A 15412-nucleotide genomic window follows, 5' to 3' on the forward strand; every position below is an offset into this window, starting at 1 on the left:
GAAAGTCCCGTGACCGGTCGTCGGGAGGCCATTAGTGGTCGCCGTTCGGGGGACGCGCCCGGTTGCGGGCCCGCCCCACAAGCGGCCAATCCCGACAATCCCTGAAGGTGACCGAACGTATGGTCCGGGCATCGTCGGCGCGGGGGGTGGCGGCGTCGCCCAGCGGCCGATAACGTGCGGCGCGCACCCTCCGACGCAGGTCGGAGCGGGTCGGCCGGGGTGGAACGGCCGGCGGGCCACATCCTCCATCGGCCCATGAGGGCCGTTCACATAACGCACCGCAGCGAGGGCGGGATGGGCGACCATCCCGCCCTCACTGTCGGTACGGGCCGTGGTCGAAGCGGTGAACAACCCGTGCCGCCGCTGGCGCGAACGATCTACCTCGGATAACGTCCGCTCGATTCCGCAACCTCCCTCTTCCAGTCTCGGGGGATCAATGACCTCGTTCCACCGTTCGGCGCTGGCCCGTGTCGGCGCCGCGGCGCTGCTGGCCGCCGGTGGCCTCGCCACCGCCGCCGCCCCGGCGCAGGCGGCCGACCAGGCCGACCTGGCGCTCGTCCCGCTCAGCCAGAACCTGGCCCGGGGCGTGCAGGCGGCCAAGGCCAAGCCCTTCAAGTTCACCGTCGACAACACCCGCAGCTCGGCCGTGGCCCGCGACGTCCGGGTGACCGTGGAGACGAAGGGGCTGACCCAGCGGGTCGGCTTCGTCGTCCCGCAGGGCTGCGACGTCGCCGGCACCACGTTCACCTGTCTGCTCGGCGACCTGGCCGGGGGCACCACCGAGGACTTCGGCATCCCGCTGTTCAGCACGGGCTTCCGGGGCAAGGGCGGTTCGCTGAAGGTGACGATCACCTCGGCGACCGCCGACCCGAACGCCGACGACAACTCCGAGACCGTCGACATCACCGTGACCCGCCCCGGCTACGACCTCACCTCCTGGGTGCAGGACGGGTACGCCAACGTCGTGGTCGACGGCGCGCAGAACAGCGAGCCGGACCTCAAGCCGATCCCGCGCGGCGGCACCGCCCCGCTGGACTGGGCGGTCTACAACGACGGCAGCCGCCGGGCGACGGGCATCTTCTACATGCTCACCCTGCCGGCGAAGGTCAGCTTCGCGAAGCTCCCCGACAACTGCGTCGAGCAGGAGATCGGCGGGCTGGCCCAGGCGCTCTGCGAGGACGCGGGCGCGGTGGTGAAGCCGGGCGAGTACTACACCGACGACGTGCAGGTGAAGGTCGCCGAGGACGCGGCCGAGCCGGTCCTGCGCCCGGGCGAGCTGTTCGCGTACGGGCTGGACGGGGCGGAGGGCGAGCCCGAGGAGGAGCCGCGCGTCGCCTCCTCGGCGCAGCGCCGCGCCTTCGACGAGACGGACGAGGTCGACAACCAGGCCGTCTTCGACGTGTTCGTGGACCTGTCGGCCCAGCCCACCCCCACGCCGACCCCGACCGGTGAGCCGAGCGCCACGCCGACCGCGTCGCCCTCCGGCGGGCCGGGCGTCACCCCCTCGCCGAGCAGCAGCGGTGGCGGCGGCGGGCTGCCGGTGACCGGTGTGCAGGCCGGCCTGATCGGTGGCGTCGGCGCGGCCGTGCTGCTGGCCGGCGGCGTGCTGCTCATGCTGGCCCGCCGTCGCCGGGTGGTGCTGGTCACGCCGGGCGACGAGAAGTCGACCGACTGACCCGGGGCACGACAGCCGGTCAGCGACCGGGCGCGACGGTACGGGCGGGGTGGGCGACCACCCCGCCCGTACCGCGTCCGGGCGGCGGCTGGCAGAGTGGAGGGGTGAGCCGTACCCCGCAGGGCCAGCGCGCCAGCCTGGACAAGCAGCCGCACGAGGTCGCCGCGATGTTCGACGGGGTGGCGGCCCGCTACGACCTGACCAACACGGTCCTCTCCTTCGGGCAGGACCGCTCGTGGCGGCGGGCCACCCGGGCGGCACTGGGGCTCGGCCCCGGCGACCGGGTGCTGGACGTGGGCGCGGGCACCGGCGTCTCCACGGAGGAGCTGTCCCAGCCCGGCGCGTACGCGGTCGGCGTCGACCTCTCCCTCGGCATGCTGCACGCCGGCAAGCGGTCCCGCCCGACGGTGCCGCTGCTGGCCGGTGACGCGCTGCGGCTGCCCTTCGCCGACGCCAGCTTCGACGCGGTGACCATCTCCTTCGCGCTGCGCAACGTGTCGGACACCGACGCCGCGCTGCGCGAGCTGGCCCGGGTCACCCGACCCGGCGGCCGGCTGGTGGTCTGCGAGTTCAGCACGCCGGTCAACCCCGCCTTCCGGACGGTCTACCTGTCGTACCTGATGCGGTCGTTGCCGGCGGTGGCCCGCACGGTGGCGAGCAACCCGGAGGCGTACGTCTACCTGGCCGAGTCGATCCGGGCGTGGCCGGACCAGCCGGCCCTGGCCGGGCGGATCGGCGCGACCGGCTGGGAGCGGGTGGCGTGGCGCAACCTCACGGGCGGCGTCGTGGCGCTGCACCGCGCGACCCGCCGCGCCTGACCCGAGCCGCCCACGCTTTTCCCAATTGTGGGCAAATAGTCCACTTTGCTGCTTAGGCTCGCGGCATGACCGGAGCAGACCAGGCGGGCGGCGCGCCGCCCGACGACGACGCGGCGGAGCTGGTCGCGCAGCTCCGGGACCTCGCCGGGGCCGATCCCGCCGACGTGCGCCGCGTGGTCGCCGAGGTGCTGGCCGCGCTCGACCGGGTGGCCGGCGGCGCGCTGCGCGAACACCTGCCCGAGTCGATCCGGGCCGACGCCGGACTGGACGCCGTGGCCGATGCCGGGCTGAACGCCACCGTTCCCGCCCCGCGCTGACGACCGAAGTGGACCTTGGTGGCCCTCACCTCGGCAAGTTAGGGCCACCTAACCGGGCGCGCGTGTCACGTCGGTCATAGACTCCACCCGACTGGCTTGTGAAGCATTTCACGAGCATGGGGAGGAGGCGCAGATGACCGCGGTGGAGAACGACGCCGACGTGATCGTCGTGGGCGCCGGTCCCGGCGGCTCGGCGACGGCGTACCACCTGGCGCGGCACGGCGTGCGGGTGCTGCTGCTGGAGAAGACCGAGTTCCCCCGGGAGAAGGTCTGCGGCGACGGGCTGACCCCGCGCGCGGTCCGGCAGCTCATCCGGATGGGTGTGGACACCTCGACCGAGGCGGGCTGGCTGCACAACCGGGGCCTGCGGGTGATCGGCGGCGGCGTCCGGCTGGAGCTGGACTGGCCCGACCTGGCCAGCTTCCCCAACTACGGGCTGGTCCGCACCCGGCTCGACTTCGACGACCTGCTCGCCCAGCGCGCCGTCTCGGCCGGGGCGAAGCTGCGCACCAGCGTCAACGTGACCGGCCCGGTGCTCGACGCCGACGACCGGGTGGTCGGCGTGGTGGCCGAGGTCGGCCCGGAGAAGGAGCCCGCCACCTTCCGCGCGCCGCTGGTGGTCGCGGCCGACGGCGTCTCCGGCCGCTTCCCGCTCGCCCTCGGGCTGGCCAAGCGCGAGGACCGGCCGATCGGCGTGGCCGTCCGGCGCTACTACCGCTCGCCCGCCAAGCACGACGACGACTACCTGGAGTCGTGGCTGGAGCTGCGCGGCAAGGGCAATGGCGAGCTGCTGCCCGGCTACGGCTGGATCTTCGGCCTCGGCGACGGGCGGGTCAACGCCGGCCTGGGCATCCTCAACTCCTCCACCGCCTTCGGCAAGACCAACTACCGGCGGCTGCTCACCGACTGGCTGGCCAACACCCCCGAGGAGTGGGGGCTGACCGACGAGACGAACGCCGAGGGGCCGATCCTCGGCGCGGCGTTGCCGATGGGCTTCAACCGGGTGCCGCACTACACCCGGGGCGTCCTGCTGGTCGGCGACTCCGGCGGCATGGTCAACCCGTTCAACGGCGAGGGCATCGCCTACGCGATGGAGTCCGGCGAGCTGGCCGCCGAGGTCGCGGTGCAGGCCCTCGCCCGGCCGGCCGGCGCCAAGCGGGAGCGGGCGCTACAGGCCTACCCGCAGGAGCTGAAGGCCCGCTTCGGCGGCTACTACCGGCTCGGCGGCATCTTCGTGAAGCTGATCGGCCGTCCGGAGATCATGCGGGTCGCCACGAAGCACGGCATGCCGCACCCCGCCCTCATGCGCTTCGTGCTCAAGCTGCTGGCCAACCTGACCGACCCGCGCGGCGGGGACGCGATGGACCGGGTCATCAACGCGATGACGAAGGCGGCACCCGCCGTGTGAGCCGTGGAGGCCGAGGTCGACGAGGACACCGGCCAGGCAGAGATCGACCCCCGCCGACAGTCGTCGTGAGGGACGTGAATAGTGTGATTTTGGCCCACCACCGCCGAGGGCAGGGAAGGACGAGCAGGAGACCACGATGACGCTCTCGCCTTACGCACCCATTATCGGGCTGTTCGCCCTCGCCGCGGCGTTCTCGCTGTTCTCCGTGGCCGCCGCCCGCTTCGCCGGCCCGCGCCGGTACAACAAGGCCAAGCTCGAGGCGTACGAGTGCGGCATCGAGCCCAGCCCGCAGCCCGTCGGGGGCGGCCGGTTCCCGATCAAGTTCTACCTGACGGCGATGCTCTTCATCGTCTTCGACATCGAGATCATCTTCCTCTACCCCTGGGCGGTCTCGTTCGACGCCCTGCCGATCTTCGGCTTCGTGGAGATGGTCCTGTTCATCGTCGCGGTCTTCGTCGCGTACGCCTACGTGTGGCGGCGCGGCGGCCTGGACTGGGACTGAGGGAGGTACGTCAGATGGGTATCGAGGAGAAGCTTCCCGCCGGCGTCCTGCTCACCTCCGTGGAGAAGCTGGTCAACTGGTCGCGGAAGTCGTCCGTCTGGGGCGCCACCTTCGGCCTGGCCTGCTGCGCCATCGAGATGATGGCCGCCGGTGGCCCGCACTACGACATGGGCCGCTGGGGCATGGAGGTGTTCCGCGCCTCGCCCCGCCAGGCGGACCTGATGATCGTCGCCGGCCGGGTGAGCCAGAAGATGGCCCCGGTCCTGCGCCAGATCTACGACCAGATGGCCGAGCCCCGCTGGGTGCTCTCGATGGGCGTCTGCGCCAGCAGCGGCGGCATGTTCAACAACTACGCCATCGTGCAGGGCGTCGACCACATCGTCCCGGTCGACATGTACCTCCCGGGCTGCCCGCCCCGGCCGGAGATGCTCATCGACGCGATCCTCAAGCTCCGCGAGAAGATCATGTATGAGCCGCTGGGCCCGAACGGCCGCAAGATGCTCCAGGCCCGCCAGGAGCGCGGCGACGTCCCCGTCGTGCCGTACGGCTCGATGCCCTCGTCGTACCGCAACGACAAGGCCCGCCGCGCCGAGTGGACCCGGGCGGTCCGCGAGGGGCGCGAGGAGCAGCTGCGGATCGAGAACTGGATGAACGCGCAGAATCACCTCCACCCGCACGGGGGCCCCAAGTGAGCGCGAGGAGTGCAGCGGAGCGGAGCCCCGCAGTCGCGATCGGAGGGCAGGCACAGTGACCGCACCGAACGACAGGAACAGCACCGGCGGTCTGCCCGTGCCGGTGACGCCGGCCGGCGCCAGCAGCGGCGCGCCGGCCGAGCACCCGCCGTCGAGCCCGGCCGGGCGCGGCATGTTCGGCACCCACGGCACCGGCGACGTCTCCGGCTTCGGCGGCCTGGTCCGCCGGCAGCAGCCGATCGAGGAGACCCCCCGGCCGTACGGGGGCTACTTCGACGAGGTCCGCGACGCGCTGGAGGAGGCGTACCCGGACTTCGGCGACGCGATCGAGAAGGTCGTGGTCGACCGGGGCGAGCTGACCCTGCACGTGCGCCCGGAGCGCATCGCCGAGGTCTGCCAGGTGCTGCGCGACGACCTCGCGCTCCGCTTCGAGCTGTGCTCCTCGGTGTCCGGCGTCGACTACCTGGGCGCGGACGAGCGCCGGCTGCACGTGGTCTACCAGCTCACCTCCATGACCTACCGCCGCCGGCTGCGGCTGGAGGCCGCGGTCTCCGCCGAGGCCCCGCACCTGCCGAGCGTCACCGCCGTCTACCCGACCGCCGACTGGCAGGAGCGGGAGGCGTACGACATGTTCGGCATCGTCTTCGACGGCCACCCCAACCTGACCCGGATCCTCATGCCGGACGACTGGGAGGGGCACCCGCAGCGCAAGGACTACCCGCTCGGCGGCGTGCCCGTCGAGTACAAGGGCGCGGAGATCCCGCCGCCGGACCGTAGGAGGTCCTACCAGTGACGACGTCGAACTACGCCACCGAGCGTGAGACGACCGAGGGCAAGGTCTTCACCGTCACCGGTGGGGACTGGGACCAGGTGGTCTCCGGCACGGACCCGATCAACGACGAGCGGATCGTCGTCAACATGGGTCCGCAGCACCCGTCGACCCACGGCGTGCTCCGGCTGATCCTGGAGCTGGAGGGCGAGACCGTCCGGGAGGCCCGGTCGGTCGTCGGCTACCTGCACACGGGCATCGAGAAGAACCTCGAATACCGCAACTGGGTGCAGGGTTCGACGTTCGTGACCCGGATGGACTACCTCTCCCCGATCTTCAACGAGACGGCCTACAGCCTCGCGGTGGAGAAGCTGCTCGGCATCACCGACGACGTGACCGAGCGGGCCACCACGATCCGGGTCCTGATGATGGAGCTCAACCGGATCTCGTCGCACCTGGTCTGGCTGGCCACCACCGGCATGGAGCTGGGCGCGATCTCGATCATGCTGTACGGCTTCCGCGAGCGGGAGTACATCCTCGACATCTTCGAGACGATCACCGGCCTGCGGATGAACCACGCGTACGTCCGGCCGGGCGGCGTGGCGCAGGACGTCCCGGACGACGCGATCCGCAAGATCCGCGACTTCCTGAAGATGATGCCGAAGAAGCTCAAGGAGTACGAGGACCTCCTCTCCGGCCAGCCGATCTGGACCGAGCGCACCAAGCACGTGGCGGTGCTCGACGTGACCGGCTGCCTGGCGCTGGGCGTCACCGGCCCGGTGCTGCGCTCCGCCGGCCTCGCCTGGGACCTGCGCAAGACGATGCCCTACTGCGGCTACGAGTCCTACGAGTTCGACGTGCCCACCCACCCGGACGGCGACGTCTGGGGCCGCTACCTGGTGCGGGTCGCCGAGATCCGGGAGTCGCTGAAGCTCGTCGAGCAGGCGCTCGACCGGCTCAAGCCGGGCCCGGTGATGGTGGCCGACAAGAAGATCGCCTGGCCGGCGCAGCTCGCCATCGGCGTCGACGGCATGGGCAACTCGCTGGAGCACGTCGCCAAGATCATGGGCCAGTCGATGGAGTCCCTGATCCACCACTTCAAGCTCGTCACCGAGGGCTTCCGGGTCCCGCCGGGCCAGGTGTACGTCGGCATCGAGTCGCCCCGGGGCGAGCTGGGCGTGCACGCGGTCTCCGACGGCGGCACCCGGCCCTACCGGGTGCACTACCGGGAGCCGAGCTTCGTCAACCTCCAGGCCCTCCCGGCGATGGCCGAGGGCGGCCTGATCGCCGACGTGATCGCCGGCGGCGCCTCGCTGGACCCCGTGATGGGTGGTTGTGACCGATGAGCGTTTTCACTGACGAGACGCGGGAGCGGGCGCGCGAGATCATCGCCCGCTACCCGGCCGACCGGTCCCGGTCGGCGCTGCTGCCGCTGCTGCACCTGGTGCAGTCGGAGGAGGGGTACGTCTCCCCGGCCGGCGTCGAGTTCTGCGCCGAGGTGCTCGGCCTGAACAAGGCCCAGGTCGGCGCGGTCGCCACCTTCTACACGATGTACAAGCGCCGGCCGACCGGTGACTACCTGGTCAGCGTCTGCACCAACACCATGTGCAACGTGCTGGGCGGGCAGGAGGTCTACGACACCCTCGCCGAGCACCTGGGCGTCGGGCACGACGAGACCACCGCCGACGGCAAGGTCACCCTGGAGCACGCCGAGTGCCTCGCGGCCTGCGACTACGGCCCCGTCATGACGGTCAACTACGACTTCTTCGACGGCGTCGACCCGCAGACCGCGGTCGGGGTGGTCGAGGAACTGCGGGCCGGCGGCCGGCCGATGCCGACCCGGGGCGCGCGGCTCTGCACGCTCAAGGAGATGTCGGTGCAGCTCGCCGGCTTCGCCGACGAGCGCGAGGGCGCGGTCGCCGACGGCGGCCCGGGCGAGCCCACCCTGCGGGGCCTGCGGCTGGCCGAGCAGCACGGCATCTCGGTGCCGGGCTACGACCCGAACACCCCGATCCGGAGCAAGGCCGAGGCCGACCGGGCCGCCGCCGAGGCGAAGGCGAAGGCGGACGCCGAGAAGGCGAAGGCCGAGGCCGACAAGGCCGCCGCCGAGGCGAAGGCCCAGGCCGCGAAGCCGGCTCCGGCAGCCGAGCCCGAGCCCGCGCCGGCCGCGCCCGGCGTGGCGGTGCCGGTCGACGGGGCGCCCCCGGTCCCGCGCGACGCCCAGCAGGCCCAGGCCGCGGGCGCCGCCGCGAACCCGCCGGCCGGCGACCGCAAGCCCGCCGGCGACGACGCCGAAGCCCAGGAGCGCTCCCTCAAGGAAGCGGAGGCCCAGCAGTGACGACTCCCCGGCCGGAGACCCTGGCCAAGCTCACCCCCGTGCTCACCAAGCGTTGGCTGTCGCCGGACGCCTGGCGGATCGGCACCTACGAGAAGCTCGACGGCTACGCCGCCCTGCGCAAGGCGCTCAAGGCGCACCCGGACGACCTGATCCAGCTCATCAAGGACTCCGGGCTGCGCGGTCGCGGCGGCGCGGGCTTCCCGACCGGCCTGAAGTGGGGCTTCATCCCGCAGGGCGACGGCAAGCCGCACTACCTGGTGGTCAACGCCGACGAGGGCGAGCCGGGCACCTGCAAGGACCTGCCGCTGATGACCCACGACCCGCACTCGCTGGTCGAGGGCGTGATCATCGGGTCGTACGCGATCCGGGCCAGCCGGGCGTACATCTACATCCGGGGCGAGGCGGTGCACGCCGCGCGCCGGCTGCGCAGCGCCGTCCAGGAGGCGTACGCCAAGGGCTACCTCGGGCGCAACATCCTCGGCTCCGGGTTCGACCTGGACCTGGTGGTGCACTCGGGCGCGGGGGCGTACATCTGTGGCGAGGAGACCGCGCTGCTGGACTCGCTGGAGGGCTTCCGGGGCCAGCCCCGGCTGCGCCCGCCGTTCCCGGCGACCCACGGCCTCTACGCCAGCCCCACCGTGGTCAACAACGTCGGCACCATCGCCAGCGTGCCGTACATCGTGCTCGGCGGGGCCGACTGGTGGAAGACCATGGGCACGGAGAAGTCGTCCGGGCCGATGATCTACTCGCTCTCCGGCCGGGTCGCCAACCCCGGCCAGTACGAGTGCACGATGGGCGTCACGCTGCGCGAGCTGCTGGAGCTGGCCGGCGGCATGCAGCCGGGCCACCACCTGCGGTTCTGGACCCCGGGCGGCTCGTCCACCCCGCTGCTCACCGCCGAGCACCTGGACGTGCCGCTGGACTTCGAGGGGGTGGCGGCGGCCGGCTCGATCCTGGGCACCACGGCCACCCAGCTCTTCTCCGACCAGGACTGCCCGGTCTACGCGACGTACCGGTGGCTGGAGTTCTACCACCACGAGTCGTGCGGCAAGTGCACCCCGTGCCGCGAGGGCAACTACTGGATGGTCCGGGTCTACCGGCGGATCCTCGCCGGCCAGGGCACCCACGAGGACCTGGACACCCTGCTCGACACCTGCGACAACATCCTCGGCCGCTCGTTCTGCGGCCTGGGTGACGGTGCGACCAGCTCGGTGACCTCGTCGCTGAAGTACTTCAAGCAGGACTACCTCGACTACATCGAGGGACGTACCGCGCCGAAGCTGTCGGACAAGCAGCTGGTGGGAGCGCACTGATGACCGACGTAGCCAAGCAGACCGAGACCGTCACGCTCACCATCGACGGCGTCGAGGTCACCGCACCCAAGGGCGCGCTGCTGATCCGGGTCGCCGAGCAGTTGGGCACCGAGATCCCGCGCTTCTGCGACCACCCGCTGCTGGCCCCGGCCGGCGCGTGCCGGCAGTGCCTGGTCGAGGTGGAGGGCCAGCGCAAGCCGGTGGCCTCCTGCACCCAGACCGTCGCCGAGGGCATGGTGGTGCGCACCCAGCTCACCTCGCCGGTCGCCAAGAAGGCGCAGGAGGGGGTCATGGAGCTGCTGCTCATGAACCACCCCCTCGACTGCCCGATGTGTGACAAGGGCGGCGAGTGCCCGCTACAGAACCAGGCGATGTCCACCGGCCGCACGGACTCCCGGTTCCACGAGCACAAGCGGGAGTACCCCAAGCCGTTGCCGATCAGCACCCAGGTGCTGCTCGACCGCGAGCGGTGCGTGCTCTGCCAGCGCTGCACCCGGTTCTCCGAGGAGATCGCGGGCGACAAGTTCATCGACCTGATGGGCCGGTCGTCCGCCGAGGAGATCAACATCTACCGGGACGAGGAGTACGGCGCGGAGGCCGGCGAGGACAGCGGCGACGTCCCGTTCAACTCCTACTTCTCCGGCAACACCGTGCAGATCTGCCCGGTGGGCGCGCTGACCGGCGCGCAGTACCGGTTCCGGGCCCGCCCGTTCGACCTGGTCTCCAGCCCCAGCGTCTGCGAGCACTGCTCGGCCGGCTGCGCCCAGCGCACCGACTGGCGGCGCGGCAAGGTGCTGCGCCGGCTGGCCGGCGACGACCCGCAGGTCAACGAGGAGTGGAACTGCGACAAGGGCCGCTGGGGCTTCCAGTACACCCGCGCGTTCGACCGGATCACCAACCCGCTCGTGCGCGACGCCGAGACCGGTGAGCTGCGCGAGGCGTCGTGGAGCGAGGCGCTGACCGTCGCCGCCGAGGGGCTGGCCGCGGCCCGGGACTCCGCCCGGGGCACGGCGGTGCTGACCGGCGGCCGGCTCACCGTCGAGGACGCCTACGCGTACGCGAAGTTCGCCCGGGTCGCCCTGCGCACCAACGACATCGACTTCCGGGCCCGGCCGGTCTCCCGCGAGGAGTCCGACTTCCTGGCCAGCTCGGTCGCCGGCCGCACCGACGTCACCTACGCGGACGTGGAGAACGCCCCCGCCGTGGTGCTCGTCGGCCTGGAGCCGGAGGAGGAGTGCCCGATCCTCTTCCTGCGGCTGCGCAAGGCGTACCTGAAGAAGAAGCTGACGGTGTACGCGATCGCGCCGTTCGCCACCCGCGGCCTGGAGAAGCTCGGGGCCAAGCTGGCCCGGGTGGTGCCGGGCGAGGAGGCGAGCGTGCTCGCCGAGCACGCCACGGTGGCCGAGGCGCTGAGCACCCCCGGCGCGATCCTGATCGTCGGCGAGCGGCTGGGCGAGGTGCCCGGCGGCCTGTCGGCGGCGGCGGACGTGGCCCGGCGTACGGGCGCGAAGCTGGCCTGGGTGCCGCGGCGCGCGGGCGACCGGGGCGCGGTCGACGCGGGCTGCCTGCCCAACCTGCTCCCCGGCGGCCGTCCGGTCACCGAGCCGGCCGCGCGGGCCGAGCTGGGCGAGGCGTGGGACATCCCGGCCGGCGTGATCCCGAGCCAGGCCGGCCGGGACACCGACGCCATCCTCGCGGCGGCGGCGGGCGACCAGCTCGGCGCGCTGGTGGTGGCCGGCGTCGACCCGGCCGACCTGGCCGACCCCCGGCTGGCCGAGCAGGCCCTGGACGCGGTGCCGTTCCTGGTCAGCCTGGAGCTGCGGATGAGCGCGGTGGCCCGCCGGGCCGACGTGGTCCTCCCGGTCGCCCCGGTGGTCGAGAAGGCCGGCAGCTTCCTGGACTGGGAGGGCCGCCTGCGGCCCTTCGAGGCGGTCCTGCACACCGCCGCGATGACCGACGGCCGGGTGCTCGACGCCCTCGCCGCGCTGCTCGACGTGCAGCTCGGCACCGGCGACGTGCTCAGCGTCCGCCGCGAGCTGGGCAGCCTGCCGCCGACCCGGGCCGACCGGCCGTCCACGCCGTCGGTGCAGCCGGCCACGGTGCCGCAGCCCGGCGCCGGGGAGGCCGTGCTGGCCACCTGGCACCAGCTCGTCGACCTGGGCAGCCTGACCGACGGCGACGAGCACCTCGGCGGCACGGCCCGCCCGCCGGTGGCCCGGCTGGGCAAGGGCACCGCGGAGGCCCTCGGCGTCGCCGACGGCGACCCGGTGACGGTGGGCACCGACCGTGGGGCGATCACCCTGCCGGCGGCAATCACCGAGATGCCCGACGGCGTCGTCTGGCTGCCGACCAACTCACCCGGCTCCACCGTCCGGCGTGGCCTCGGCGCGACGTCCGGCACGGTGGTACGGATCAGCGCGCCCGCCGCGACCGCCCCGGTCGCCGCCGACGTCGCCGGCCGCCCGGGTCCCCTCCTCAACTCCGGGGGTGTTTCCCAGTGAACGCGGTCTACCTCGCGCAGGACCCGACGCTGGCCGACTTCGGCAAGGACCCGTGGTGGCTGGTCCTGATCAAGGTCCTGTTCGCCTTCGTCTTCGGCCTGCTGGCCACGCTGCTCGGCGTCTGGTTCGAGCGGCGGGTCGTCGGCTACATGCAGGTGCGGCCCGGCCCCAACCAGGTCGGCCCGTTCGGCCTGCTCCAGACCCTCGCCGACGGCCTGAAGATGGCCTTCAAGGAGGACATCCTCCCGAAGGCCGCCGACAAGGTCGTCTACTTCTTCGCGCCGGTCATCTCGGTGGTCTGCGCGGTCACCGCGCTGTCGGTGATCCCCTTCGGCCCGATGGTGAGCATCTTCGGTCACCGGACGCCGTTGCAGGTCACCGACGTGCCGGTGGCGGTGCTGGTGCTGCTGGCCTGCTCGTCGCTGGCCGTCTACGGCATCGTGCTCGGCGGCTGGGCCTCCGGCTCGACGTACCCGCTGCTCGGCGGCCTGCGCTCCAGCGCCCAGATGATCTCCTACGAGGTCGCGATGGGGCTGAGCATCGTGGCGGTGTTCATGACCGCCGGGACGATGTCGACCAGCGGGATCGTCGCCGCCCAGGGCGACGCCACCCGGTTCACCGTCGCCGGCGTCGAGGTGCCGGCCCCCGGCTGGTACGCGATCCTGCTGCTGCCGAGCTTCATCATCTTCTTCATCGCCACCGTCGGTGAGACCAACCGGGCGCCGTTCGACCTCCCCGAGGCCGAGTCGGAGCTGGTCGCCGGCTTCATGACGGAATACAGCTCGCTGAAGTTCGCGCTCTTCATGCTCAGCGAGTACGTGGCGATGGTGACCATGTCCGCGGTCACCACGACGCTGTTCCTCGGCGGCTGGCGGGCCCCCTGGCCGATCACGCTGTGGGCGGACGCCAACACCGGCTGGTGGCCGATGCTCTGGTTCTTCGGCAAGGTGCTGGCGCTGGTCTTCGTCTTCGTCTGGCTGCGGGGCACCCTGCCCCGGCTCCGCTACGACCAGTTCATGCGGTTCGGCTGGAAGGTGCTGCTGCCGATCAACCTGGTCTGGATCCTGGTCCTGGCCGGCCTGCGCTCGATCGAGGGCTGGCAGACCCGGGACCGGCTGCTCGCCACGGGCCTCGGCGCGGGCGTGCTGCTGCTGGTGACGCTGCTGTGGCCGAGCCGCAAGAAGGAGCCGCAGCCCACGCTCCAGGAGCAGGTCAACAGCCGTCCGCACGGCAGCTTCCCGCTGCCACCGATGGACCTGCAAGTGCCACCGAGCCCGCGCACCAAGCGCGTGGTCGCCGAGCGGGAGCCGGCCAACGTCGCCGCCGGCTCGGACTCCAGGGAGGTGTGACGTGGGCGCGATCACCGGAACGTTCAAGGGCTTCGGGGTCACCTTCTCGCACATGTTCAGGAAGGTCGTCACGACCGACTACCCGTTCAAGCCGCCGGTCTCGGCGCCGCGCTACCACGGGCGGCACATCCTCAACCGGCACCCGGACGGCCTGGAGAAGTGCATCGGCTGCGAGCTGTGCGCCTGGGCCTGCCCGGCCGACGCGATCTACGTCGAGGGCGGGGACAACACCGAGGAGAACCGACTGTCTCCGGGTGAGCGGCACGCGTCGATCTACCAGATCAACTACGCCCGCTGCATCTTCTGCGGGCTCTGCATCGAGGCCTGCCCGACCCGGTCGCTCACCATGAGCAACGAGTACGAGCTGGCCCGGGACAACCGGCAGGACCTGATCTTCACGAAGGAGCAGCTGCTCGCGCCGCTGCTGCCGGGCATGGAGCAGCCGCCGCACCCGATGCGGCTCGGCGACAGCGAGAAGGACTACTACGTCGGCGCGCTCAGCAACCCGGGCACCTCCGCCGGGGCCGAGCACGCGGCGAACAGCCCCGGTCGCTACCAGGTCGAGGAGCACCCCGGGGTGACCTTCCCCGGCGCCGAGCAGCAGGCCCAGCGGGCGGCGGCGGGCAAGGGGGACGAGGCATGACCACGCAGACGGTGCTCGCCGCGGCGGGCGGGGTCTCCGGCGGCGAGGAGGTCACCTTCTGGATCCTCGCCCCGCTGGCGCTGCTCGGCGCGATCGGCATGATCGCGGCCCGCAACGCCGTGCACTCGGCGCTCTGGCTGGTGCTGACGATGCTCTGCCTGGGCGTGTTCTACGTCCTCCAGGCCGGGCCGTTCATCGGCATGGTGCAGATCATCGTCTACACCGGCGCGATCATGATGCTCTTCCTGTTCGTGCTGATGCTGGTCGGCCGGGACTCCTCGGACTCGCTGATCGAGACCCTGCGCGGCCAGCGGGTCGCCGCCGTGGTGCTCGGCCTCGGCTTCGCCGGCCTGGTCGGCGGCGGCCTCTACCGGGGCCTCGGCGGCGTCTCGGCGGTCGGCCTGGAGCAGGCCAACGCCGAGGGCAACGTGCAGGGCATCGCCCGGCTGCTGTTCACCAAGTACGTCTTCGCCTTCGAGCTGACCTCGGCGCTGCTGATCACCGCAGCGGTCGGCGCGATGGTGCTGGCGCACATCGAGCGGCGTCGGGAGGACAAGATGGACCAGATCGCCACCATGAAGGCCCGCTTCGCCCCGGGCAACTACCCCGGCCCGAAGCCCGGCCCGGGTGTCTTCGCCACCTCGTCCTCGGTGGCCACGCCGGCCCGCCTGCCCGACGGCCGGCTGACCGAGCGCAGCATCCCGGAGATCCTGCCGGCCCGGGAGCTGACCGCCGAGGAGACCACGTTGAAGGGGACGGACCGGTGACCCCGGACTACTATCTCGTGCTCGCCGCGGTGCTGTTCACCATCGGTGCGGTGGGGGTGCTCGTCCGCCGGAACGCGATCGTGCTGTTCATGTGCGTCGAGCTGATGCTGAACGCGGCCAACCTGACCCTGGTCACCTTCAGCCGGATCAACGGTGACCTGAACGGCCAGATCATGTCGTTCTTCGTGATGGTGGTGGCCGCGGCGGAGGTCGTGGTCGGCCTCGCGATCATCATGTCCATCTTCCGGACCCGGCGCTCGGCCAGCGTCGACGACGCCAACCTGCTGAAGTACTAAGGGGCCCTGCGGTGGGAACGATTC

At 71.9% G+C, this 15412-nt stretch carries 15 protein-coding genes; all 15 read left to right on the forward strand.

The genetic code is table 11. The annotated features are described in order from the left end of the window. Positions 1–436 precede the first annotated feature (436 nt). The 15 genes from O7633_RS20850 to nuoK all read left to right on the forward strand — a co-directional run bounded on the left by O7633_RS20850 (position 437) and on the right by nuoK (position 15388). Positions 437–1675 (forward strand): cell wall anchor protein, encoded by a 1239-nt coding sequence (locus tag O7633_RS20850; protein WP_282323607.1) that lies wholly within the window; start codon positions 437–439, stop codon positions 1673–1675. Between the two features lie 104 nt (positions 1676–1779). Beyond that, a complete protein-coding gene (locus tag O7633_RS20855; RefSeq protein WP_074475436.1) occupies positions 1780–2493 on the forward strand; it encodes a demethylmenaquinone methyltransferase in 714 nt (237 codons plus the stop codon). Positions 2494–2558: 65 nt separating this feature from the next. After that, entirely contained in the window at positions 2559–2810 is a 252-nt protein-coding gene (locus O7633_RS20860) for a hypothetical protein (protein ID WP_282323608.1), read from the forward strand. A gap of 133 nt (positions 2811–2943) precedes the next feature. Next, a complete protein-coding gene (locus tag O7633_RS20865) occupies positions 2944–4218 on the forward strand; it encodes a geranylgeranyl reductase family protein (protein WP_282323609.1) in 1275 nt (424 codons plus the stop codon). Positions 4219–4354: 136 nt separating this feature from the next. Continuing rightward, complete coding sequence (locus O7633_RS20870; RefSeq protein WP_043961418.1) at positions 4355–4720, forward strand: NADH-quinone oxidoreductase subunit A; 366 nt, start codon at positions 4355–4357, stop codon at positions 4718–4720. A gap of 14 nt (positions 4721–4734) precedes the next feature. Next, positions 4735–5412 (forward strand): NADH-quinone oxidoreductase subunit B, encoded by a 678-nt coding sequence (locus O7633_RS20875; RefSeq protein ID WP_007074124.1) that lies wholly within the window; start codon positions 4735–4737, stop codon positions 5410–5412. 55 nt (positions 5413–5467) lie between these two features. After that, on the forward strand, positions 5468–6205 hold the full coding sequence (locus O7633_RS20880) for an NADH-quinone oxidoreductase subunit C (RefSeq protein ID WP_278131010.1): 738 nt from the start codon (positions 5468–5470) through the stop codon (positions 6203–6205). Next, on the forward strand, positions 6202–7527 hold the full coding sequence (locus O7633_RS20885; RefSeq protein WP_282323610.1) for an NADH-quinone oxidoreductase subunit D: 1326 nt from the start codon (positions 6202–6204) through the stop codon (positions 7525–7527). Before O7633_RS20880 ends, O7633_RS20885 begins: the two co-directional genes overlap by 4 nt. Further along, positions 7524–8519, forward strand: a complete 996-nt coding sequence (gene nuoE, locus O7633_RS20890) for an NADH-quinone oxidoreductase subunit NuoE (RefSeq protein WP_282323611.1) — start codon at positions 7524–7526, stop codon at positions 8517–8519. Before O7633_RS20885 ends, nuoE begins: the two co-directional genes overlap by 4 nt. Next, complete coding sequence (gene nuoF, locus O7633_RS20895; RefSeq protein WP_282323612.1) at positions 8516–9832, forward strand: NADH-quinone oxidoreductase subunit NuoF; 1317 nt, start codon at positions 8516–8518, stop codon at positions 9830–9832. The genes nuoE and nuoF overlap by 4 nt, the downstream gene beginning before the upstream one ends. After that, complete coding sequence (locus tag O7633_RS20900; protein ID WP_074475430.1) at positions 9832–12333, forward strand: NADH-quinone oxidoreductase subunit G; 2502 nt, start codon at positions 9832–9834, stop codon at positions 12331–12333. Before nuoF ends, O7633_RS20900 begins: the two co-directional genes overlap by 1 nt. Continuing rightward, positions 12330–13682, forward strand: a complete 1353-nt coding sequence (nuoH, locus tag O7633_RS20905; protein ID WP_278131020.1) for an NADH-quinone oxidoreductase subunit NuoH — start codon at positions 12330–12332, stop codon at positions 13680–13682. Before O7633_RS20900 ends, nuoH begins: the two co-directional genes overlap by 4 nt. Before the next feature lies 1 nt (position 13683). Then, positions 13684–14325 (forward strand): NADH-quinone oxidoreductase subunit NuoI, encoded by a 642-nt coding sequence (gene nuoI, locus O7633_RS20910; protein ID WP_074475428.1) that lies wholly within the window; start codon positions 13684–13686, stop codon positions 14323–14325. Beyond that, a complete protein-coding gene (locus O7633_RS20915; protein WP_278131023.1) occupies positions 14322–15092 on the forward strand; it encodes an NADH-quinone oxidoreductase subunit J in 771 nt (256 codons plus the stop codon). Before nuoI ends, O7633_RS20915 begins: the two co-directional genes overlap by 4 nt. Then, positions 15089–15388 carry an NADH-quinone oxidoreductase subunit NuoK gene (nuoK, locus tag O7633_RS20920; RefSeq protein ID WP_007074133.1) on the forward strand — a complete coding sequence of 100 codons (300 nt, stop codon included), beginning with the start codon at positions 15089–15091 and terminating at the stop codon, positions 15386–15388. Before O7633_RS20915 ends, nuoK begins: the two co-directional genes overlap by 4 nt. The last annotated feature ends 24 nt before the right edge of the window (positions 15389–15412 follow it).

The organism is Micromonospora sp. WMMD712, from assembly GCF_029581295.1.
GTDB lineage: Bacteria > Actinomycetota > Actinomycetes > Mycobacteriales > Micromonosporaceae > Micromonospora > Micromonospora carbonacea.